19 protein-coding genes and 2 pseudogenes are annotated in these 21,571 nt (G+C 35.5%); 10 read left to right on the top strand and 11 right to left on the bottom strand.

Annotated elements, in window-relative coordinates; genetic code table 11:
* Positions 1–11: 11 nt before the first annotated feature.
* The 4 genes from HF197_RS04505 to HF197_RS04490 all read right to left on the bottom strand — a co-directional run bounded on the left by HF197_RS04505 (position 12) and on the right by HF197_RS04490 (position 2,630).
* Positions 12–548, bottom strand: coding sequence for a cytochrome c oxidase assembly protein (locus tag HF197_RS04505; RefSeq protein WP_168464424.1), 537 nt, complete (start codon positions 546–548; stop codon positions 12–14).
* Positions 549–1,271, bottom strand: a complete 723-nt coding sequence (locus HF197_RS04500) for a Bax inhibitor-1/YccA family protein (protein WP_168464423.1) — start codon at positions 1,269–1,271, stop codon at positions 549–551.
* A gap of 76 nt (positions 1,272–1,347) precedes the next feature.
* Complete coding sequence (rlmB, locus tag HF197_RS04495; protein WP_168464422.1) at positions 1,348–2,100, bottom strand: 23S rRNA (guanosine(2251)-2'-O)-methyltransferase RlmB; 753 nt, start codon at positions 2,098–2,100, stop codon at positions 1,348–1,350.
* Positions 2,097–2,630, bottom strand: coding sequence for a GNAT family N-acetyltransferase (locus HF197_RS04490; protein WP_168464421.1), 534 nt, complete (start codon positions 2,628–2,630; stop codon positions 2,097–2,099). Before HF197_RS04490 ends, rlmB begins: the two co-directional genes overlap by 4 nt.
* Before the next feature lie 78 nt (positions 2,631–2,708).
* Between HF197_RS04490 and HF197_RS04485 the strand changes: the two genes are divergently transcribed.
* Positions 2,709–3,200, top strand: a complete 492-nt coding sequence (locus HF197_RS04485) for a Smr/MutS family protein (RefSeq protein ID WP_168464420.1) — start codon at positions 2,709–2,711, stop codon at positions 3,198–3,200.
* 66 nt (positions 3,201–3,266) lie between these two features.
* Positions 3,267–4,373: a D-alanyl-D-alanine carboxypeptidase family protein gene (locus HF197_RS04480; RefSeq protein ID WP_168464419.1), complete on the top strand. Its 1,107-nt coding sequence runs from the start codon at positions 3,267–3,269 to the stop codon at positions 4,371–4,373.
* On the opposite strand, the gene HF197_RS04475 is transcribed toward HF197_RS04480, so the two are convergent.
* The 5 genes from HF197_RS04475 to HF197_RS04455 form a co-directional block, all read right to left on the bottom strand.
* A complete protein-coding gene (locus HF197_RS04475; protein WP_168464418.1) occupies positions 4,365–5,750 on the bottom strand; it encodes a UDP-N-acetylmuramoyl-tripeptide--D-alanyl-D-alanine ligase in 1,386 nt (461 codons plus the stop codon). The genes HF197_RS04480 and HF197_RS04475 overlap by 9 nt on opposite strands.
* Before the next feature lie 27 nt (positions 5,751–5,777).
* Positions 5,778–7,025, bottom strand: a complete 1,248-nt coding sequence (gene glyA, locus HF197_RS04470) for a serine hydroxymethyltransferase (RefSeq protein ID WP_168464417.1) — start codon at positions 7,023–7,025, stop codon at positions 5,778–5,780.
* Between the two features lie 39 nt (positions 7,026–7,064).
* Positions 7,065–7,223, bottom strand: coding sequence for a hypothetical protein (locus HF197_RS04465; protein WP_168464416.1), 159 nt, complete (start codon positions 7,221–7,223; stop codon positions 7,065–7,067).
* 643 nt (positions 7,224–7,866) lie between these two features.
* The gene (locus HF197_RS04460) at positions 7,867–8,805 is read right to left on the bottom strand and encodes an alpha/beta hydrolase (protein WP_168464415.1); all 939 of its coding nucleotides are present in this window, start codon (positions 8,803–8,805) and stop codon (positions 7,867–7,869) included.
* A gap of 177 nt (positions 8,806–8,982) precedes the next feature.
* Positions 8,983–10,200 (bottom strand): MFS transporter, encoded by a 1,218-nt coding sequence (locus HF197_RS04455; RefSeq protein ID WP_174855537.1) that lies wholly within the window; start codon positions 10,198–10,200, stop codon positions 8,983–8,985.
* A gap of 227 nt (positions 10,201–10,427) precedes the next feature.
* Here HF197_RS04455 and HF197_RS04450 point away from each other — a divergent pair, with 227 nt between their 5' ends.
* The 8 genes and pseudogenes from HF197_RS04450 to purN all read left to right on the top strand — a co-directional run bounded on the left by HF197_RS04450 (position 10,428) and on the right by purN (position 19,076).
* Complete coding sequence (locus tag HF197_RS04450) at positions 10,428–11,384, top strand: IS5 family transposase (RefSeq protein ID WP_168463922.1); 957 nt, start codon at positions 10,428–10,430, stop codon at positions 11,382–11,384.
* Positions 11,385–11,417: 33 nt separating this feature from the next.
* Positions 11,418–11,747: a hypothetical protein gene (locus HF197_RS04445; RefSeq protein WP_168464051.1), complete on the top strand. Its 330-nt coding sequence runs from the start codon at positions 11,418–11,420 to the stop codon at positions 11,745–11,747.
* A 56-nt stretch (positions 11,748–11,803) separates the two neighbouring features.
* Positions 11,804–13,164 (top strand): annotated as a pseudogene (tnpC, locus tag HF197_RS04440) (IS66 family transposase).
* On the top strand, positions 13,110–13,910 hold the full coding sequence (locus HF197_RS04435) for a leucine-rich repeat domain-containing protein (RefSeq protein ID WP_246168437.1): 801 nt from the start codon (positions 13,110–13,112) through the stop codon (positions 13,908–13,910). Before tnpC (HF197_RS04440) ends, HF197_RS04435 begins: the two are co-directional and overlap by 55 nt.
* Before the next feature lie 753 nt (positions 13,911–14,663).
* Positions 14,664–16,301, top strand: coding sequence for a group II intron reverse transcriptase/maturase (gene ltrA / locus HF197_RS04430; RefSeq protein ID WP_168464414.1), 1,638 nt, complete (start codon positions 14,664–14,666; stop codon positions 16,299–16,301).
* Positions 16,243–17,235 (top strand): Rpn family recombination-promoting nuclease/putative transposase, encoded by a 993-nt coding sequence (locus tag HF197_RS04425; RefSeq protein ID WP_168464413.1) that lies wholly within the window; start codon positions 16,243–16,245, stop codon positions 17,233–17,235. Before ltrA ends, HF197_RS04425 begins: the two co-directional genes overlap by 59 nt.
* Complete coding sequence (tyrS, locus tag HF197_RS04420) at positions 17,213–18,472, top strand: tyrosine--tRNA ligase (RefSeq protein WP_168464412.1); 1,260 nt, start codon at positions 17,213–17,215, stop codon at positions 18,470–18,472. The genes HF197_RS04425 and tyrS overlap by 23 nt, the downstream gene beginning before the upstream one ends.
* Positions 18,473–18,512: 40 nt before the next feature.
* Positions 18,513–19,076 (top strand): phosphoribosylglycinamide formyltransferase, encoded by a 564-nt coding sequence (purN, locus tag HF197_RS04415; RefSeq protein ID WP_168464411.1) that lies wholly within the window; start codon positions 18,513–18,515, stop codon positions 19,074–19,076.
* 57 nt (positions 19,077–19,133) lie between these two features.
* On the opposite strand, the pseudogene tnpC (HF197_RS04410) reads toward purN, so the two are convergent.
* Both tnpC (HF197_RS04410) and HF197_RS04405 read right to left on the bottom strand, forming a co-directional pair.
* Positions 19,134–20,494: pseudogene (gene tnpC, locus HF197_RS04410) on the bottom strand (IS66 family transposase).
* 56 nt (positions 20,495–20,550) lie between these two features.
* Entirely contained in the window at positions 20,551–21,459 is a 909-nt protein-coding gene (locus HF197_RS04405; protein WP_168464410.1) for an Rpn family recombination-promoting nuclease/putative transposase, read from the bottom strand.
* Positions 21,460–21,571: the final 112 nt, after the last annotated feature.

Below are 21,571 nucleotides of genomic sequence, written 5' to 3'. Positions count from 1 at the left end.
TGTAAAGGTGATTACCTAAGCTTGAAGAATGTATATGAGAGCGTTATTTCACTTAAGTCTTTTGTGCTATCATCATGCATTATTTCGGGGTCTATATAAAATGAAACTGGCATAGCTGCCTTTTGCCTTGGTAATAACATTTGTTCACTGAAGCAAAAGCAGGCAATTTTATTAAAATATTTACCAGCCTTAAAAGGAGTAACATTATATACCGCCATTCCAAACGAAGGCTGGTCTGATAAGCTTTGCGCGTAGTAAAGAGCTAAACCTTGTTCCCCTATGTTAACATCAATATAGTTAGTCTCTGTTTCAAATTTCCATGGTAGATCTGACATTATATCAGCATTAAAATGTACCCTGATTTTTTGGTCAGTTGCATTGATTGTTGCATTAGTCACTTTTTTTGTTGTGCCACCATACCCGGTAGCCTTACAAAAAATGCTATATAGTGGCACCGCAGCATATGCAAGACATAGCATCGACACCACTAAAGACACTAAAAAGAAAGCTATAGAACCTCTACTGCCTCCCCTTAAAAAGGAGAACATCTAGTCTCTATTGTTAAATACACTAAGTAACCTAAGTAGATTTAGGAATATATTGATAAAATCAAAGTAAAGATTAGTTGCACCAAGTATAGCGAGCTTAGTTGTTACAACCTCTGAACCATCATTATATCTATAATAAACATCTTTAATTTTTTGAGCATCATATGCAGTCATTAAAGTAAACACTATAACTGATATAAACGATATCGCAAAATGAAGTGGGCCGCTTCCAAGGAATAAATTCACTACAGATGCTATAATTAACCCCCAAATTCCCATAATCAAGAAGGAACCCATGCTTGATAGGTCTTTTTTCGTACTATTACCATGTAAAGCCATAGAGCCAAACATGATTGACGTAATAAAAAACGCCCTTGCTATATTTGCTGCAGTATAAACCACAAAAATATAGGACAAAGAAAGCCCCATTAGTGTTGAAAATAGGAAAAATATAGTTACCGTGGACTGAGCACTTAAATGTTGAAGCCTGTAAGACATATAAAACACTAGCACAATTGGAGAAAACATTACCACAAGTGTTAACACAGGACTAGAGTGAATAACTTGAAACAGACCAAAAAATACTGTTAAAAACGCAACAGCCCCTGTAATACCCAATGCTAAAGCCATATAATTATATACCTTAGCTAAATAACTTCTAAGCCCAGCACTATAATATACGCCTTCAGAGCGGATATCTTGCTCATTTCTCATATAAGACATAATACAACTCCTTTATTTATCCCCTAACCAAAGCACATTATACTACATAATTACATTTTTATCAAGCATAAAATTGTCAAACCAATTTTGCTTTAATATATAGCGAATATAATCCTATTGCCGCTGCGTTTGAAACATTCAAGCTATCAATCGCATTTGATATTGGTATCTTTAAAAGATAGTCACAATTCTCTTTTACCAGCCTACGCATACCTTTTTCCTCAGATCCAAATATAATTACTCTTTTTTTTTCAAAGTCCTTTATTTTTTCTATATCCTCTCCAGCAGTGCAATCAAACCCATAACACCAATAGCCAACCTCTTTCAAGTACTCCATAGTTTTCACAATGTTTGTAACATATACTAAAGGAACAATATCCAACGCACCACTTGCTGCTTTTGCAATAGATGAATTTTCACTTGGTGAATGATCATACGGCAAAACTAACGCGTCTACATTGAAGCAAGCTGATGTTCTTAAGACTGATCCAATATTATGCGTGTCTGTCACTTGATCCAAGATAACAATGGTAGAGCCATTTCCAGCTATTTCTTCGATACTTAAATCATTTGTAATAGGAGCAACTTTTAAAGCAATTCCTTGATGATTAGCATCTCTATGCAAGATATCACTTAATTTTTTATTATCTACTATTTTGGCTTTAATACCTTTACTACCTACATATTGTTCAATTTCCTTTTCACATTCTCTATAGAAATTCTCTGTAACTAAAAGTTCTATACATTTCCTATTTTTATTTTTCAATGCTGATATGCAGGTGTGTTTTCCGTATAACCAAAAATTCTCATTAATCTTAGATGCTTTCATCTTGAATTAGCCTTAATCATAAGAGTTACGCCATTTTCTTCTTTTATTTTTTTGAATCCAACTTTTTCATAAGCGCGGATTGCTGCAACATTTGCAGTTTCAGAATCAGTAAAAGCATTCTCGAAAGTTTGAAAAACAAACTCATTTAAAAACATACTCAAAGCCTGTGAGCCAATCCCTTTTCCTATATAATCTAACTCTCCAATATACCAATCTATCGCAGTGCAGCTTTCTGGAAGCTCTAAAGTGCTGTAGCCCAGCTCTGGTGGAAAATCATATTTGTTATAGTACTGAATACAGCCAATATCAACTTTATCATAGTTAATAATAAAAGCATGCATCGGCTTTTCAATCACCTGCTCTCCTAGTGTCAAACGCTTAAACCCTTGAACGTAATTACTATATCTTTTTTCGATTAACTCTGGCGTCCAATTGATATCTTGGTCCCACCACTCTTTTACATGAGGTGTTTCTAGCCACTTTAACAATAGCTGGAAGTGCTTTTCTTGTAATGGTACAAATGTAATCACGAGTAAAGTGTAAATGCATACTATAATTTTACTAATTTTTATATTTCTGTAAAATCACATGACTCAACTAATGCGTTTATGTCAGATGACGAATTAAATTGGCAGAAAAATGTCAAACCAATAAAATGTGATAAAGTTACCATAAAAATTGATCATAAGATTGATCTAAATTCTGCAGATAGCAAAGGTTATTCCTTCATCGCAAAAGAGAACTCCCATGATATCAAATTATCATTCTGTCTTGACTACAATACAAAATCAAAGGTTGATAAGGGAAAATATTTTATAAGCGATAGGCTAGATCTACATGGCTATAATGTAGAAGATGCTTACTATAAATTCATAGATTTCGTTACTAAGAATTATCAAGCAGGTAATAGGTGTTTATTGGTAATTACAGGGTACAGTCACGCAATAAACAAAGCGGGCACTATAAAAAATAGCCTGCATAAATGGTTAAATGACGTTAAAATTCAGCATATGGTTCTATATCATCAACAAGCTACTAAAGAGCATGGTGGCAAAGGAGCTTTTTATGTATTGCTAAGGAGAAATAGAGATAGAGCTTAATGAAGTTTTACTTAACTTAATTGAAACATCTATATAAGATTAATTAACGCATCTTAAATTTTAAATATGTTAAGCAGATTAGTAATTTTAGCACTAGTTTTTGCACTTCCTATTCCCTTACATTCATATCAATTTAGAACTAAAGCCAAGCAGGCAGTGGTTTTAGACTTAGCTTCAGGCTCATTTATTGTTGAGCATAACTCTGATGAAAAAATGGCACCATCTTCAATGAGTAAATTAATGACTCTGTATATAGCTTTTGATCATCTAAAAGCCGGAGTCATCAATATGGAAGACGAATTTCAAGTAAGCAGAAAAGCATGGGCAAGAAAAGGCTCTTCTATGTTTTTAAGGGAGGGCCAGTCTGTTACAGTTAAAGAGTTGCTTGAGGGAATCACTATAGTTTCAGGTAACGATGCTTGTATAACGCTAGCTGAAGGCATTGCAGGTTCAGAAGAGAATTTTGCTATTGAGATGAATGAAGTTGCACAAAGATTAGGTTTAAGCAACAGTCACTTTGTCAATTCAAGCGGATGGCCAGATGAGGACCATTATATGAGCGCAAAAGACTTAGCTATATTGGCAAAAAGAATTTTTACTGATTTTCCTGAATACTACCACTTATTTTCTGAACGATATCTCATATATAATGATGTTGAGCAAAAAAACAAAAATTTCTTACTTGGCCATGATATCGGGGTTGATGGACTAAAAACCGGTTATACAAATGCTGGTGGTTACGGTATTGCAGTTTCCGCAAAGCGGAATGATAGAAGAATTTTTGCTGTCATAAATGGCTTGAGTACTCAAAGAGAGCGAACAGAAGAGGCAAAAAGATTAGTTCAATACTCCTTAAATCACTTTAATACTAAGACGATATTTGCTAAAGGTAATGTTGTTGAAAAAATAGATGTTCTACATGGAAAAGATAGAAAAGTGCCAGTTACTGTAGCAAGCGACGTTAATATTACTTATAACCGCAGTCTGCACGATCAAGTTAAGGTACGTATTGAATATCAAGATAGGATAGCCGCACCAATTAAAAAAGGCCAAGAAGTAGGCAAGATATATATAGAAATACCAGGCACTGAACAACAAACAGTACCTCTATATGTAATGAATGATGTGCCAGAGCTAAATTATATAGAGAAATTTTTTAGGGTGTTATTTTGAGTTTAATTCTGAAATAAACTCTTGCACTACAAGCTCCATTTTCATCCCTCTTGAACCCTTCACTAGAATTGCATCATTATCATGAACTATGTTAACCAAATCGTCTTTTAACTGATTAGAATCGTTAAAATGTATACCTTTTATATTACTCGGTAAAAGTTTGTGCAATTCTAGCATAAACTGGCCAACCGTATAAACTTTGTCAACATTACTCTCAATAATGTAATCAAGTAATTCTGTATGAAATCCCAAGCTCTTATCACCTAATTCTAGCATATCACCAAGTAAGGCCACTCTTCTTTGATTGGAGTATGTTCCTAGTGTTTTTATTGCAGCCTGCATTGAAGCAGGGCTAGCATTGTAAGAATCGTCAATTAGGTACACATGCTTTCCATTGTATTGTACCACATGAACATTACCCCTGCCATTTGTGACGTTAAAATCCTCAAGTGCATACGATAGCTTTGATAAATCAAGCCCTAATTCTTGCACAACTGCCACCACAGCAAGCACAGAATAAGCAAAGTGCTCACCACAAATGTGCAGACTGCAATCTATAACTTTGTTATCACCTGATTTAATTTTTAGACCTAATCTCTTAGCATTTCTTTTTAGTTCTAACAAATAGGTTGTAGCGTTTAAGCTTTTACCAAAACTTATTAAATTCTTATCAGTATGTGATGAAAGATAATCGTAATACTCACTGTCTCTATTTAGCACTAGAGTGCCATCAATTTTCATACCATGCGTAACTTCCAATTTTGCTTGTGCAATGTCAAACAGTGATGAAAAATTTTCCGTATGTGCAGGCTCTATATTAGTAATAACTGCAATGTCTGGGTTGCTAATTTGTGACAATTTCTTTATCTCACCAGCCCTATTCATTCCCATTTCAAGAACTAAGTACTGGCACTTTTCTGCAGCTTTCAGTATGGTTATAGGCAGTCCTATATTATTGTTTAAATTACCCTCATTTACATGAGATATTCCATACTGCGATAAAGCATTATAGAGCATATCCTTCGTGGTAGTTTTTCCAACACTACCTGTAACTGCAATAACTTTAGTGTTAATAAGAACATTTTTGACGTAATATAACGCCATATCGTGTAAAGCTTTTAATGTATCTTGCACAACAATTATGGGAAGGTCATTATACTTACTCTCACTTACTATTGCAGCAGCAGCTCCTTTTGAGAATGCTTCATATACAAAATCATGGCCATCAAAGTTTCCTCCCTTTAATGCAATAAATAAATCCCCTTTTTTTATATTACGCGTATCTGTTGAAATGTTGACACCATATATATTATGACAGCCAGTGGCTGCACTTCCACCAGTGGCATTTACAATATTATCTATGTTCCATTTAAACATGGCCTATGAATTAAAGCAGTTAAACTATTAATAAATAGGAAATTTGCTGCACATTTCTTCAACTTTATTTTTTACTTCTTTTTCAATTTCTGAGCTATTTCCTTTTATTAACCCTTGGACTATTTGACTAACAAGGTTAGCTATTTCCTTGAATTCCTTAGCCCCAAGTCCACGAGTTGTTTCAGCAGCAGAGCCAAAACGAAGTCCTGAAGTAACGGTTGGTTTCTCTGTATCAAATGGTATAGCGTTTTTATTGCACGTAATACCAGCTCTTTCAAGGCTATCCACCACGTCTTTTCCAGTCAGTTTCTTTGATCTTAAGTCCACTAACACTATATGACAGTCAGTGCCACCAGTAACAACATCGATCCCATGTTTTTGTAGCTCTTCTGCTAATATCTTAGCATTTTCAATTACCTTTTTACTATAGGCCTTAAATTCTTGATCCAATGCTTCCTTAAATGCAACTGCTTTTGCGGCTATTACATGCATAAGTGGTCCACCTTGCAATCCTGGAAAAACTGCAGACTGAATTTTTTTATGTAATGCTTCGTCATTGGTCATTATTATTCCACCACGAGGACCACGTAAGGTTTTATGCGTTGTGGAAGTCATAATATGCGCATATTCAGCAGGAGATGGATATTCACCAGCCGCAATAAGCCCAGCATAGTGAGCAATATCCGCTAGTAAGTAAGCACCAACTTTATCTGCAATTTCGCGAAAGCGTTTAAAATCTATTTTTCTTGGATAAGTTGAAGCACCAGCTATGATTAGCTTTGGCTTATGTTCTAAAGCAAGCCTTTCTACCTCATCCATATCAAGCAAGTAAGTATCTTTATCCACTGTATATTGAATTGATTGAAACCACTTACCAGAAAGACTTGGACGTGCACCGTGAGTTAGATGACCACCACAGTCAAGAGAAAGTCCGAGTATTGTATCACCAGGAGAAAGAAGTGCTGCAAATGCCGCTTTATTCGCCTGAGAACCAGAGTGAGGTTGAACATTTGCGAATTTAACGCCAAACAGTTGGCATAGCCTTTCTATAGCCAAATTTTCAACTTTATCAACATGTTCACAACCACAGTAATACCTTTTACCTGGGTAACCTTCTGCATATTTATTAGTAAGAAAAGAACCTTGCGCTTCCATAACTGCTTTGCTTGCAAAATTTTCTGATGCAATTAACTGCAATTGCGATCTTTGACGCTGTAATTCGTCCTCTATAGACTGATAAACTTCATTATCAAAAGATTTTAAATCGCTTACCATAGGTTAAACCTCCCAAAATACTTCAGTATATCAGTTGCTTCAGTTAAAGGCCAGCAGCTTGGCATGATTTTGATAAGTATTTTTAGGCAAATTGTCCAAAAACAGTGTCATCTGAATAGCTAAAAAACAACTGCCTGACACCAAAGCTTCCATAAACTCCAAAATTACAACTTTAACGCTATTATCATGCAGCAACATACTTTTAAAGACCAGTTATTTCCGTTTTGGAAATAACTGATTTTCATATAATTTCCCATAATCCCATTAAAAAATCGACGAAAATTAAGAATATTAGATAAAATTTACATATTAGTTATGATGTTTTCAAAGGAAATATAATGGGTAATTATAGTTATTAAATTAATAAAAATGTTTTAATAACAAAGTATTTTAGTAATGATATTTTTAAAGAAAGTAGAATGGAGAGCAACACTTATGAAATTAATAAAAATGTTTTAATAATAAAGCATCTTTGTCATACTATGACTTGATTATAGGATCAAGTTAAAAAGACCTGGATTCTAGCGTCACGCGCTAGAATGACATCATTTTCTAATGTGTAAAGACCATATTACAATGTTCGTAAAGTTGTGCGTAAGCTATGCAAAGGTCAAGTAATTCGTTGACAAAATGGAGCACTGGAGACACCGTTTTGCGGGTAACTGGTCTAAAATGCAACGTTCGTATAATTGTGGACTTTTACAGGGATGACGAGAAGGCTTGTGAAAGCTGTAAATAATATAATAAGTTAAAAAAAATTTTCTAGAAATTGACTATTTACATTAATCTGATTGAATGAGAATATAAATGGTATTTTTATATGCTAAAAATATTGAATATTTTAACCAAATTTATAAGATTCCCTACTGGTTGTTTTATCAACTTTATTAACCATTAAATCAGTCAATTCTCGATCAAGCTCATGACCATACAAAACTGCTGTATGAGATGTTGTAGGATATCCTGTACTAAGGGTTTTAATAATATTTTCATTTTCAGGTGATAACGTGTTTTCTTCATTTGTGTTCTTAGACTCTACTGCATATTTTAATTGTGCTAATAGTGGTACCACATTATCACTTTCATTGTTGATAATGACTATTGGTATGTTGAAACTTTCTTTACTCTGTAATTCACGTAGATCTCTTACTACATTAAAATCTATGTCTAAAGCCTTTAACAGTTTTTGTGAAAGAAACGAGGGTAATAGATTTAAAATTCTCAATTGAAACATTGGAAGATATTTTATTACTTTCTCGAACGAACTAAAAGCGTTAGCAAAAATAACACCCCCAAGCGTAATATTTTTATTTGCAAAATGTTTTAAAACTTCTGATACAGTCACTCCGCCAAAAGAATGGCCTAAAAGTATAATCTTTTCTGATTCTACACCCTCTTCTATTAATTTTTCTATTTTATCTATTGATGATTTAAATAGCTTTTGATCTCTATAAATTAATGATACAGCAATTAGTGCCATTGATAAAAAGAAACAAATTAAAGCTGCCAAGCTTGCTAACCCTATCATCATAATCGATTGGCTACATGCTATCATTATAATAGGTGCTAATATAGATATTCCAAAAAATAAAAAGCTTACTTTGACATAAGTTTGGTAATTCTGAAATGCGGTTGGGTACTCATGTGCATGAGTATAAATATTATGTCCTTTTCCCTTGTAGCTATTTTCTATGTATTTAGCATAATTATTTGCATACTTGTAATCATCACCTAGCCCATGAAAAAATATTATATGTATCTCACCTTTCTTATCACGCATTATCAATCTTCTAAATTATATACATTTAGAAAGACTATATACTATTTTCTTTAATATTTCAACTTTTCTTAATAGAAAATTAACTTAACAATCTAATCTATTTAATAATATCGCTAACATAATTAAGGTGCGCACAGTTTCTGTTATCCTATGACTTGGGTCTTGGATACTATTGAATTACGTTAGCTGCTTATCCTGCTTTTTCAGCCACATAAACCCAAAGATAGCTACAAACAAACATAAAGGAATAGTAGATGTTGCCTTTATTAGTAATTCAGCACCATACACAGGATTTCCTGCTACCACCGTTCTATCCCAAAATAGATCTATTATTTTTGCAATTCCAGTGTGAAAAAAATAACCAAAAGCCATGACTATCATATTAGACACAGCGGTGGCCAAGCCCACTAAATTATGATTTACATAACTTATTGCTTTATAGATGGTAACTACTTGATAACCAGAGGCAAAACCGATGACGAAAAGTAGCGGTAATACAACATAAAGACCATCGACCTGCGCGAAAAGCAATAGAAAACTAACAACCATTGTAAGAGAACATAGAATTATTGCTTCATAATGCTTGTTTGGATATTTCTCTAGTATATAAGCTATGGCAAATGATCCAATTCCCATACCTATAAATATTACAGAAGAAAGTGAAGATGCTAAACTCTCAGTCATTTGATATACTTCACATAAAAATGTTTTTACCCAACCATCAGCAAAACCTTCCAATGGACCAACCATTAAGCCACCAAAAAAGCTAATTAGAAAAATATGTTTGTTAAATAGTACTGCTTTTATATCTTTTATACTGACTTTTTTTCCTTGAGTGTTGTTGCTCGGCGTTATGAAGAACAACAGTAGGGCAAGTAAGCAACCAAATGCTGAGAAGATGTAAATTACAGCGTTCCAACCAAATTTATCAAGTAAAAAATCTAGCGGCAGTCCACCGTAAATTGCCCCTGTCAGCCCTATTATTATAGATAAGCTCGCCATTCTCGCTGATTTCTCTTGTGCAAAATACATGCTGGCAACTTTAAATAATCCGATTGCTGAAGCAGATGACCCAGCTCCAACAATTATTCTACCCAATATTGAGTAACTCCACTCATTAAAGCATATGAGAGGCAGCGTTCCAGTAAATGTTAAAACAATACAAGCAGGCAAAACAAACTTTGGTCCAAATCTGTCCAGAAAAAGACCAACAGGTATATGAGCTAGTGTATAGCCTATATAGTATACACCGCCAAATTGACCAACATCTGCAATGCTTATGCCAAATTTTGCTATTAACTCAGGCGCGATTATGTTTGGAATTACACGTAATATATACTGATACGCATAAAATAGCGATGCTAATAACCATATTAAGAAATTCCTTTGCAACATTAATTTTTTACCTCGAAATTAGAATTATAGACATTTTAATTATAAAAAACAAAGTTTTATAGCTTTCACAGAAAGTATTACTTTTTTGTCATACTATGACTTGATTATAGGATCAAGTTAAAAAGACCTGGATTCTAGCGGGCTTTGTTGCATAGCTAAAGTAAAAAGAACTGGGAGTTACTGATGAAATTCATTATAAACAGGCATTTAACCGACAAAGGAAAAATATGCCAGTCAAAATGAAAGTCAGTAACTGCTACGAATATAACAAATTTCTCCAAGAAAGAGGAAATATTTTTTATTACGTCAACGATGCCATAGAAAATTGGTACGAAAAAAGTCCCAAAATGGCCGGTGGCAACAATATTTATAGTGATAAAGTCGTAATTCTAATTCACATAATAACTTATTTGTTTAGAATAGGCCTAAGACAAACGGTGGGGTTTATAGCGGGATACCTTGAGCAAATAGGAAAAAATTTGCAAGTTATCAGCTATTCCCAGGCTTCCAGAAGATTCAAAAAGCTTAACTTAAAAATTAATGATCGAAGACATGATAAAAACAGTATGGAAAATATTGAGATCGCCATAGATAGCACTGGAATAAGCATCTACAATAATATTCCAGGCCATAGTAAGGCAAACGGTACAGATAGAAAGTACCGTGGCTATAAGCAAACAAGAAAATTGCATGTAATGCTGGAGATAGGTAGCAAAAAAGTCATAGCTGCAAAATACAGTAGTGGAGTTTATTCTGACCACTATGGAGCCTGTGATCTTATTGCAAGGGCTAATGCTAAATACAATATAAGCACACTATATGCAGACAGAGCATATAATCGAAAGAAGTTATACAAATTGTGCAATGAGCTTGGCATAAAGACAAAAATTCCTCTGCAAAACAATGCAGTGGAGCATCCAAAGCTGGATTATATGGCTGAGAGAAATTCTACAATCAAGCTCATAAAGTCATATGGTGAAGATGGTATGAAGAAGTGGAAAAAAGAGATAAATTATGGGAAGAGATCTTATATAGAAAGTTTTTTCTCGCGACTGAAGCAAACATTTGGGTTTAGTTTTAGGAACAAATCTGAGATTAACCGTGAGAAAGAAATGCTACTCAAGTGTTATTTGCTGAACAAATTTACTGAAATAGGCATGGCTAAATTTGAGATAGCTTCATGAATTTATTATGCATTGCCTCCTATCCAAAGAGCGATGCAACAAAGCCATTTTAAGTCAAGAAGAGACACTGAAGCATTGCAGAGAAAGTCTTTATTGAAAATTGTGCCAGGTGCTGAAAATACGAAAGAGGCAAAAATTGTCCTAGAAGTAGAGGGAGAAGAAGTGACTGTCGCAAAGTTTTTAGAAATTGGATATTTTTTCAAAGGTGATAATCTTTACATAAGAAACCACGTAACTGGTAGCAATACATTAATTCCAAAAGATTTTCACTTTCTCAAAGTAATTCAAACTGGCCTAAGTGAGTATAAACTAGCTTTTTGTAATCATTTGGGAAATTTATGTATCCATTCAGCCGGGCGGTAAAATAAAGAGTAGACAAGGAATGCTAAAAAGGTAAACTAGAGTGGCTGTGAGGTAATATGGTTGATCTTTTAGAATTTTGCGAAAGTTTAAGCAGACTATAGAAAAGTTAGAAACAAAAATAGAAGAGCTTAAAGCAGAAAATAAAGCGCTAAGGATCGAAAACGCTGAGTTAAAAGAAAGGCTTGGCTTAAATTCAAAAAATTCATCTATACCAAGCTCCAAAGAATTATATAAGATGAGGGAAAATAAGCCAAAAAGTGACAGGAAAGTAGGAGCACAGGTTGGACATAAAGGCAGTTACCGCCCTAAAATGGAGGCAGATGAGATGGTAAAAATAGAACTGCCCAATACGTGTGAGTGCGGAGGAGAAATTGCGGTATCAAAAGATCCGTATACTCATCAAAAGGTCGATTTGCCGGAAATCAAGCCGTATGTAGTTGAATATCAACTAGAGCATGGACGTTGCAAAAGATGTGGAAAAAGAAAAAGTAGCAAGCTACAAGAAGGAGTAACTGCGGACACATTTGGTCCAAGAGTTAAGTCAGTAATTGCAGCATTAAGTGGATTTTACAAGAATTCGAAAAAAGAAGTGGCAAATATTATAAAGGACATTTTCAACCTGGATATCAGCGTCGGTAGTGTATCAAATAGCGAGGCTAGAGTGGCAGAAAAATGCCAAGAAGCATATGAGCAAATTGAGGAAGAGGTAAGCAAGAGCAAAATTTTACATATCGATGAAACTAGCCATTACAACAAAGGTAAACAGGGCTGGTGCTGGATGTTTGCGAGCAAAATAGGAAGTGTGATCAAATTGACAGAGTCAAGAGGGATGAAAGTCCTGGAAAATAGTAAATTTGGAAAGAATAACAACCTAGTAGTGACCGACAGATATGCAGCTTACAACTACTTTTCCAGCAAGAAAAGGCAGGTCTGTTGGGCACATTTAGCAAGAGATTTTGAAAGGTTGTCTCATAGTTGGAATAGCGAAGTGAAAGTTTTGGGGTATTATTTAAGGAATGTTGCTACTGAATTATTTGCATTGAAAAAAGCTCTGTTAAAGGATGAAATAGACACATTAAGGTTCATAAGAAGAGCAAGAAAATTACGCAAGCGAACGAGATATTACTTAAAGAATATATCAAATTTACCCGAGGCAATTGGAGCGTCTCGAGTAGCAAAAAATATCATGAAATCGGATCTGATGATGTGGAAATTTTTGGACGATCCAGAAAATATTCCACTGACAAACAACTATGCTGAGCGACAGATTCGGCATTACGTTGTTTACCGAAAAGTTTCATATTTTACACAATCGAAACGGGGAAATATGTTTCTTGAGAGGATAATTTCATTGTACTTGACTTGGAGGCAAAAGAAGTTAAATCCTTTTCAAAACCTACTGGCTATTGCTTCTTAAGCCATACACCTGAATGGATACATGAAGGCGTAAAAATTCTAATAAATTTTCTGAAGAAAAATAAGAATCTTACTAAGAACATTACATCACTTAATTTAAGCCGCAACAACATTGGAGATGAAGGTTTAGAAGCTCTAGCAGAATATCTGAAGGAAAGTAATATTATATTACTTGATTTAAGCCATAACTTCCTAATTAGAGGTAAAGGTGCAAAAGCTCTAGTAGAAAAGGCTGTGGAGAGAAGTAATACTATATCACTTGATTTAAGATGGAACCAAATTAAAGGTGAAGATGTAAAAGATATAGAGGAAACTCTGAAGAAAAATAAGAACATTACACGGTATAATTTGGCAATACAACTTGAAGCTGACATTGCAAAAGCTATGGCAGAGTATCGGGAAAAAGAAAAGGACAGTGTATGGCGTGATTTGAGGAACCAATTTCAAGCTCAATTTGACGCAAAAGTTCATAAGAAAGCCATGGATTCAATAAGGAAATCAGCTGAAGAAAGCCGCGCTGAAAAACGTGTAAAAATTGGCATGTATGGGGGAGCATTCTTAGCATATCCTTTAATATTATATTCTATAGAAGTTTATGGTTTCACTCCTGTGGGTATTATCATTACTATTTTATGTGCCATTGCTTTCGTAGCAAGTGGAGCTATAGCGGGTTATTATACTCCAACTTTAATTGATTATGTAAAAAGTATTCCGCACTTTGACTCAGAACTTCAACTAAACAAATAACTTGACCTTTACAGGAATAACAAACTTAAAGAAAACATTTTGAACATCCCACATCAATGGTGTATAGTTGCTAATAGTCTTGAAGTTTCTTAATATGCCATTTTCTAAATTCTTAGATCCAAAAAACGACCTTACATTCGTGCGACGTGAAAAGTCGCTTATTAAATTGTTTAGCAGGTCACCCTGACTAAACCGAGTGTTTTGCTACTCGTACCCTACTAGGCTGTACAAGTACAGTAATGTCTTGTGCAAAGCGTCTAGGACAACGTGCCCGCCTGAAAAGGAGAAGTTTGATCTGCGAAGAGAGGACAATGCTGTGAGTGTCAATATGGCACGGGTGCTAGGGTTGTATGGTATGGATAATGTAAGTGAACGATTATAAGCATCGTTAAGTCGAACAAGCCAAAGACACTGACAGGCTTGAACCAAAAGGTATGTAGCTGGTTGTCAGACTGAACGTATCTGATACGCAAACACGAAAGCTACCGGTGTAGTAGATCGATCCTAACCCGTACGTTGTTTAATAAGTGGAACACGGAAACCCCATATATCTCTGGGTATCTTGATACTTAGTAAGGTTGATCGCGAGAAAGACTGATGGGTATGTGGGATTGGGAGTGTGGAAAAAGTGAATGCTCATCTGTAATGGATGTGATACAGGTTTAAACGTTACCTGGCTCGAAAGGGAACTGACGTCCACAATGGTCATCTTGGACAAGATTGTTTGTAAAACCTTTAAAGAGAGGAAAGCAGATGGTTACAGGTAAAATTGTAAGTGCACCTTTCGGTACTGCCGAGCACTGGAACCAGATTAACTGGTCTCGGTGCAAGAAAAATACAAAAAGGCTACAATCTCGTATTGTTCAGGCAACAAAAGATGGTAGATGGAATAAAGTGAAAGCTTTACAACGTCTCCTCACACGTAGTTTTAGTGCTAAAGCATTAGCAGTTAAACGCGTGACTTCGAATAAAGGAAAATACACATCTGGTGTCGATCGTCAGTTGTGGCAAACACCTTCAGCTAAATCTCAGGGAATTAAAAACCTAAGGCAACATGGATATAGTCCTCAACCTTTGAAACGGATTAATATCCCTAAGCCCACAGGCGGCAAACGACCCCTTAGTATCCCAACGATAAAAGACAGAGCTATGCAAGCCTTATACCTAATGGGACTTGACCCTGTTGCAGAAACAATAGGAGATATACACTCATATGGGTTTAGAAAACATCGCTCAGCGGCCGATGCGGTAAGCCAGGTTTTTCTAACTTTGGCTAGACATGACGCTCCACAATGGATTTTAGAGGCAGATATTAAGAAATGTTTCGATGAAATAGACCATCACTGGCTAGAAAGTACAATTCCAATAGAAAAAGGTATTCTCAAGAAGTGGTTAAAATCTGGGTTTATAGAGAAACAAATGTTCCATTCCACAATAGCAGGAACTCCACAAGGTGGAATTATATCTCCTGTACTTGCTAATCTAACCCTAGACGGTCTTGAAGATGTTTTCATTAAACACTTTGGTAAGAAAGGGACAAAGAAACGCAAGGCAAGTGGTGTGCACCTGATCCGCTATGCCGATGATTTTATAGTAACTGGAAAATCGAAAGAAATTCTTGAAACTAAAGTCAAACGGCTAGTAGAGGTTTTCTTAGGTTATAGGGGGTTAACCTTATCAGCAGGAAAAACTAAGATCACACATATAAAACATGGGTTTGATTTTCTAGGTCAGACAGCGCGTAAGTACAGAACGAAATTAATCATCAAACCTTCAGTAAAAAGCATAAGCAGGCTACTGAAAAGCGTTCGGTGCTTGGTTCGTAAGAGTGGTGCACAAACCCAAGAAAAGGTAATTGAAGTCCTCTCACCTCATATTCGAGGTTGGGCCTATTATCATCGTGGGATATGTGCAAGAAAAGCTTACGAGAAAGTTGACCATGAGATTTTTAAAGCCTTATGGCAATGGTCAAAGCGCAGACATCCTAACAAAGGTAAACGCTGGATCAAAAGGAAGTACTTCAAAGTCATAGAAACCAGAAAATGGTGTTTTGCGGCTTTGACTAAGGATAAAGATACAAACAAATGGAAAGAACTTTTCCAGGCGACAAGTGTATCAATTCGACGCCATAAGAAAGTTAGAGCAGTAGCTAACCCCTATGATAAAGAGTGGTATGCTTACTTTAAAGAACGTCAATCAAAAAAACTTTTCTCTTTGCAGAAATGGTGTAATATGATTAACGTTAGCTCTAAGAAGGGATTTGATATGTCCAAAAGTTCGAAGAAAATTGTAGCCGGTTCTCATCAAAAGGACTTAAGGTGGCTCGAGCCGTATGAGGGAAAACTTTCACGTACGGTTCCTAGAGGAGGGTTCAATGGGCAGGTATCTTAGTCCATTGAATCCTTACTCGTTCAAGCTAATCTTTGGTACTGAAAAGAACAGTAATATACTTATACATTTTCTGAATGATATCCTGGAGTTTACCGGGGAAAATGCAGTACAAGCAGTTGAATTCTTAAATACTATCATGAATCCTGAAATTGCTTCTGATAAACAAAGTATAGTTGATATTCTTTGCAAAGATTCAACTGGTAGGAAATTTGTGGTTGAAATGCAAGTTGCAAGGGATAAAGGCTTTGAAAAGCGTGCTCAATTGTACGCAGCAAAAGCATATTCAAGGCAATCTGGCAATTACGCTGATTTACAAAAAGTGTACTTTATTGCCATTTCTAACTGTAACTTATTTAATGAAGAGGTGTCTTATCTATCCACTCACAATATACGTGATATAAAAACTAATGGGCATTACTTAAAAGATTTTCAATTTGTATTTATTGAGTTACCAAAGTTTACTAAAAGTAGAGTGGATGAATTAGAAACGACAGTGGAGCGTTGGTGCTTCTTTTTTAGGTATGCAGAGGAAACTACAAATGAAGATCTAAAAAAAATAGCAGAACAGGAACCAGTGATAAAACTAGCGTATGATGAATTGGACAAATCTGGCTGGAATGAAAAAGATTTAGTAGCATACGAAGAAAAGGACATGGATGTATATAAAGAGGCTAATATCTGGGCACAAAGACTTGACGATGCTACTGAAAAAGGTAAAAAAGAAGGTATAGAGAAAGGCATCCAAATCGGCGAAGAACGTGGTAGAGAAGAAGGTAAAGAAGAAGGTAGAGAGGAAGGTAGAAAAGCAGAGAAAATTGAAGTGGCAAAGAATCTACTTAAAGTAGGTATTTCCATTGATATTATCGCTGAAACTACTGGCCTTACAATTGATGAGCTAAAGCAACTTCAAGATGAATACGAAACACAAATCTGAATTTTTAAACTTTATTCAAGAAAGGGGTTACCTATATCAATGTACAAACGTTGAAGGACTAGACCAATTGTTATCACAGGACAGCTATATCGTCGCGTATATTGGCTTTGATTGCACAGCACCAAGTCTTCATATTGGCAGTCTGATTCAAATTATGATGCTCCGTCACCTGCAAAAATTTGGCTATAAGCCAATAGTTTTACTTGGAGGCGGCACAACGAAAATAGGTGATCCATCAGGTAAAGATAAAGCAAGAAGTGTTTTATCAATTGAAAATATCGGCCAAAATATACTTGGTATAAGAAAAACACTGGAGAAAATGATCTCCTTTGGTAGTGGAAAAACTGATGCAGTTATAGTAAATAATGCAGATTGGTTGGATAGTATAAAATACATAGACTTTTTACGCGATATAGGGGCATATTTTTCTGTGAATCGCATGTTAAGTTTTGATAGTGTAAAAACCAGACTTGATAGGGAGCAGAACTTAAGCTTTTTAGAATTTAATTATATGTTGCTGCAGGCTTATGATTTTGCTGAGCTAAATAAAAAATATGGCTGCCGCTTACAGATTGGAGGATCAGACCAATGGGGAAATATAGTCAACGGAATTGAACTTGGCAAAAAATTGAATTTATCTGAGCTATTTGGTCTGACTACGCCTCTCTTGTTGAATGCTCAAGGAAATAAAATGGGTAAAACAGAAAGTGGGGCAGTATGGCTCGATGGCGATATGCTAAAGCCTTATGATTATTGGCAATATTTCCGTAATGTTGATGATCAGGATGTTGGACGTTTCCTTAGATTATTTACTGATTTGTCAATTGATGAGGTTAAAAAGCTAGAATCTTTAAAAGATCAGGAAATAAATGAAGCAAAAAAAGTTCTGGCAACTGAGGTAACAAAAATATGCCACGGTGATGAAGAAGCAGAAAAAGCGTGTTCTGCCTCAATTTCAGCTTTTGAAAATGAAGATAGCTCACTTCTTCCTGATTACATAATAACAAAAGAAAAAGTTGCCGATGGTATATCACTGGTAGACTTGCTGCACGAAACCGGCTTCGAGCTTTCTAAAGGTGCTGCAAAACGTTTAATACAGGGTAATGGATGCAAGATTAATGATAATACTATAAATGATATTAACTACATGATAAACTCTGAAAGCTTTAAAGACCAACCATTTGTAAAATTATCTGCAGGCAAGAAACGCCATATTAAAGTTGTAGTTTCAATGTAGCTAGATTACAGTACGTGTTGGAAGTGATGCAAGAAACCTAATGAAGAAAATAAAACTCGGAATATTGATTTCAGGCAGAGGATCAAACATGCAGGCTTTAATAAAATCATGTAATGAACAAGGTTTTCCTGCAGAAGTTGCCTGTGTTATCACAAATAATAGCAACGCTGCAGGCCTTAAAGCAGCAGAACAAGTGAAGATTCCATCATTTGTCGTGAATGATAAGCCGCTTGATGCTGATAGGATTCATGAAATACTAATTCAACACAAAGTTGATTTGGTTTGCCTTGCAGGGTTTATGAGAATTCTCAAAGCTGACTTCTTAAGTAAGTGGGATAATAAAGTAATAAATGTTCATCCATCTTTGCTTCCATCTTTTAAAGGCCTAAATGCACAAGAGCAAGCCTTAAAAGCAGGAGTAAAAATTACAGGCTGCACTGTACATTATGTTACTCCTGAAGTTGACGCTGGAGCAATAATCACTCAAACTGCTGTGCCAATTCTGCCAAATGACGATGTTAATAGCCTATCAGAACGTATTTTAGTTGAGGAACATAAGTGCTATAGAGAGGCAGTGAAGATGATAGCAGAAGAACAAAACTAGGATTAGACTTCTTCTAAACTAAATTCCTGAAAAAGGGTATCCATTCAGGTGTATGGCTTAAGAAGCAATAGCCAGTAGGTTTTGAAAAGGATTTAACTTCTTTTGCCTCCAAGTCAAGTACAATGAAATTATCCTCTCAAGAAACATATTTCCCCGTTTCGATTGTGTAAAATATGAAACTTTTCGGTAAACAACGTAATGCCGAATCTGTCGCTCAGCATAGTTGTTTGTCAGTGGAATATTTTCTGGATCGTCCAAAAATTTCCACATCATCAGATCCGATTTCATGATATTTTTTGCTACTCGAGACGCTCCAATTGCCTCGGGTAAATTTGATATATTCTTTAAGTAATATCTCGTTCGCTTGCGTAATTTTCTTGCTCTTCTTATGAACCTTAATGTGTCTATTTCATCCTTTAACAGAGCTTTTTTCAATGCAAATAATTCAGTAGCAACATTCCTTAAATAATACCCCAAAACTTTCACTTCGCTATTCCAACTATGAGACAACCTTTCAAAATCTCTTGCTAAATGTGCCCAACAGACCTGCCTTTTCTTGCTGGAAAAGTAGTTGTAAGCTGCATATCTGTCGGTCACTACTAGGTTGTTATTCTTTCCAAATTTACTATTTTCCAGGACTTTCATCCCTCTTGACTCTGTCAATTTGATCACACTTCCTATTTTGCTCGCAAACATCCAGCACCAGCCCTGTTTACCTTTGTTGTAATGGCTAGTTTCATCGATATGTAAAATTTTGCTCTTGCTTACCTCTTCCTCAATTTGCTCATATGCTTCTTGGCATTTTTCTGCCACTCTAGCCTCGCTATTTGATACACTACCGACGCTGATATCCAGGTTGAAAATGTCCTTTATAATATTTGCCACTTCTTTTTTCGAATTCTTGTAAAATCCACTTAATGCTGTAATTACTGACTTAACTCTTGGACCAAATGTGTCCGCAGTTACTCCTTCTTGTAGCTTGCTACTTTTTCTTTTTCCACATCTTTTGCAACGTCCATGCTCTAGTTGATATTCAACTACATACGGCTTGATTTCCGGCAAATCGACCTTTTGATGAGTATACGGATCTTTTGATACCGCAATTTCTCCTCCGCACTCACACGTATTGGGCAGTTCTATTTTTACCATCTCATCTGCCTCCATTTTAGGGCGGTAACTGCCTTTATGTCCAACCTGTGCTCCTACTTTCCTGTCACTTTTTGGCTTATTTTCCCTCATCTTATATAATTCTTTGGAGCTTGGTATAGATGAATTTTTTGAACTTAAGCCAAGCCTTTCTTTTAACTCAGCGTTTTCGATCCTTAGCGCTTTATTTTCTGCTTTAAGCTCTTCTATTTTTGTTTCTAACTTTTCTATAGTCTGCTTAAACTTTCGCAAAATTCTAAAAGATCAACCATATTACCTCACAGCCACTCTAGTTTACCTTTTTAGCATTCCTTGTCTACTCTTTATTTTACCGCCCGGCTGAATGGATACATGATACACCCATTTTAAGTAGATTTTTTGCCACCTCAATTTTTCCAGCTTCTCTTCCTTTCTCTATCCCCTTCTCTTCACCAATTTTAATTCCTTCCTCTCTGCCTTCTTCTCTTCCTTTCTCTCTACCCTCCTCTCTTCCCTTTGCAGTAGCAAGGTCAATTCTGTATTCAATAATGGCTTCTTCCTTGTGTAAGTCCATTATTCTCTCTTCATAGGCTAACAAATCTTTTTCATCCCAGTGGAATTTATTTAACTCTTCATAAGCTTGCTTTATTACTGGTGCTCTTCTTGCAATCTTTTTTAGGTCTTCGTCTGTGGTGTTCTCTGCATATTTAAAGAAAAAACACCACTTTTCTACGATATTTTCTAGTTGCTTAACTTCATTTTTAGGAAATTTTGGCAGCTCAATAAAGACAAATTGTAAATCTTTTAAATAATTTCCATTAATATTGATATCCCGTATGTTATGTGTGGATATATAATCTACTTCTTCAGGAAATAAATTACAATTAGCAATGGCGATGAAGTAAACTTTTTGTAAATCAACATAATTGCCAGATCTGTCCAATTGCCTTGAATATGCCCTTGCAGCGTACAATTGAGCGCGTTTTTCAAAGCCTTTGTCACGAGCCACTTGCATTTCAATGATGAATCTATTGTTGGCAGAATCTTTGCATAAAATATCGACAATACTTTGCTTATCAGAAGCAATCTCTGGGTCCATGATAGTGCTCAAGAATTCAACTTCTTGTATCTTGCTTTCTGCAGTAAAGCCTAAAATATCGTTCAAAAAGTGAATGAGAATATTTTTGTTCTTCTCTGAGCCGAAAATCCTCTTGAAAGTTAAATCACATTTTGGATCAAGGAATTTTGTCAGGACCATAATTTTTAGCGTGTTGAACAGATGAATTGTATAGCATTTTGAGTAGAGTTGCAATGGCAATAGGGTGGCTTTGTTGCATAGCTAAAGTAAAAAGAACTGGGAGTTACTGACG

The sequence above is a fragment of the Wolbachia endosymbiont of Ctenocephalides felis wCfeT genome, from assembly GCF_012277295.1.
Taxonomy (GTDB): Bacteria; Pseudomonadota; Alphaproteobacteria; order Rickettsiales; family Anaplasmataceae; genus Wolbachia.
This window is presented reverse-complemented; position numbering and strand designations above follow the sequence as displayed.

Coding starts and splice junctions, on each gene's coding strand:
- HF197_RS04425 (WP_168464413.1), top strand. CDS start 16,243: ATGAGGGAAAACTTTCACGTACGGTTCCTAGAGGAGGGTTCAATGGGC.
- HF197_RS04475 (WP_168464418.1), bottom strand. CDS start 5,750: ATGTTTAAATGGAACATAGATAATATTGTAAATGCCACTGGTGGAAGT.
- HF197_RS04485 (WP_168464420.1), top strand. CDS start 2,709: ATGTCAGATGACGAATTAAATTGGCAGAAAAATGTCAAACCAATAAAA.
- glyA (WP_168464417.1), bottom strand. CDS start 7,025: ATGGTAAGCGATTTAAAATCTTTTGATAATGAAGTTTATCAGTCTATA.
- rlmB (WP_168464422.1), bottom strand. CDS start 2,100: ATGAAAGCATCTAAGATTAATGAGAATTTTTGGTTATACGGAAAACAC.
- purN (WP_168464411.1), top strand. CDS start 18,513: ATGAAGAAAATAAAACTCGGAATATTGATTTCAGGCAGAGGATCAAAC.
- tyrS (WP_168464412.1), top strand. CDS start 17,213: ATGAATACGAAACACAAATCTGAATTTTTAAACTTTATTCAAGAAAGG.
- HF197_RS04455 (WP_174855537.1), bottom strand. CDS start 10,200: ATGTTGCAAAGGAATTTCTTAATATGGTTATTAGCATCGCTATTTTAT.
- HF197_RS04445 (WP_168464051.1), top strand. CDS start 11,418: ATGCAACAAAGCCATTTTAAGTCAAGAAGAGACACTGAAGCATTGCAG.
- HF197_RS04450 (WP_168463922.1), top strand. CDS start 10,428: ATGCCAGTCAAAATGAAAGTCAGTAACTGCTACGAATATAACAAATTT.
- HF197_RS04465 (WP_168464416.1), bottom strand. CDS start 7,223: ATGTTGCTGCATGATAATAGCGTTAAAGTTGTAATTTTGGAGTTTATG.
- HF197_RS04500 (WP_168464423.1), bottom strand. CDS start 1,271: ATGTCTTATATGAGAAATGAGCAAGATATCCGCTCTGAAGGCGTATAT.
- HF197_RS04480 (WP_168464419.1), top strand. CDS start 3,267: ATGTTAAGCAGATTAGTAATTTTAGCACTAGTTTTTGCACTTCCTATT.
- HF197_RS04460 (WP_168464415.1), bottom strand. CDS start 8,805: ATGCGTGATAAGAAAGGTGAGATACATATAATATTTTTTCATGGGCTA.
- HF197_RS04405 (WP_168464410.1), bottom strand. CDS start 21,459: ATGGTCCTGACAAAATTCCTTGATCCAAAATGTGATTTAACTTTCAAG.
- ltrA (WP_168464414.1), top strand. CDS start 14,664: ATGGTTACAGGTAAAATTGTAAGTGCACCTTTCGGTACTGCCGAGCAC.
- HF197_RS04505 (WP_168464424.1), bottom strand. CDS start 548: ATGTTCTCCTTTTTAAGGGGAGGCAGTAGAGGTTCTATAGCTTTCTTT.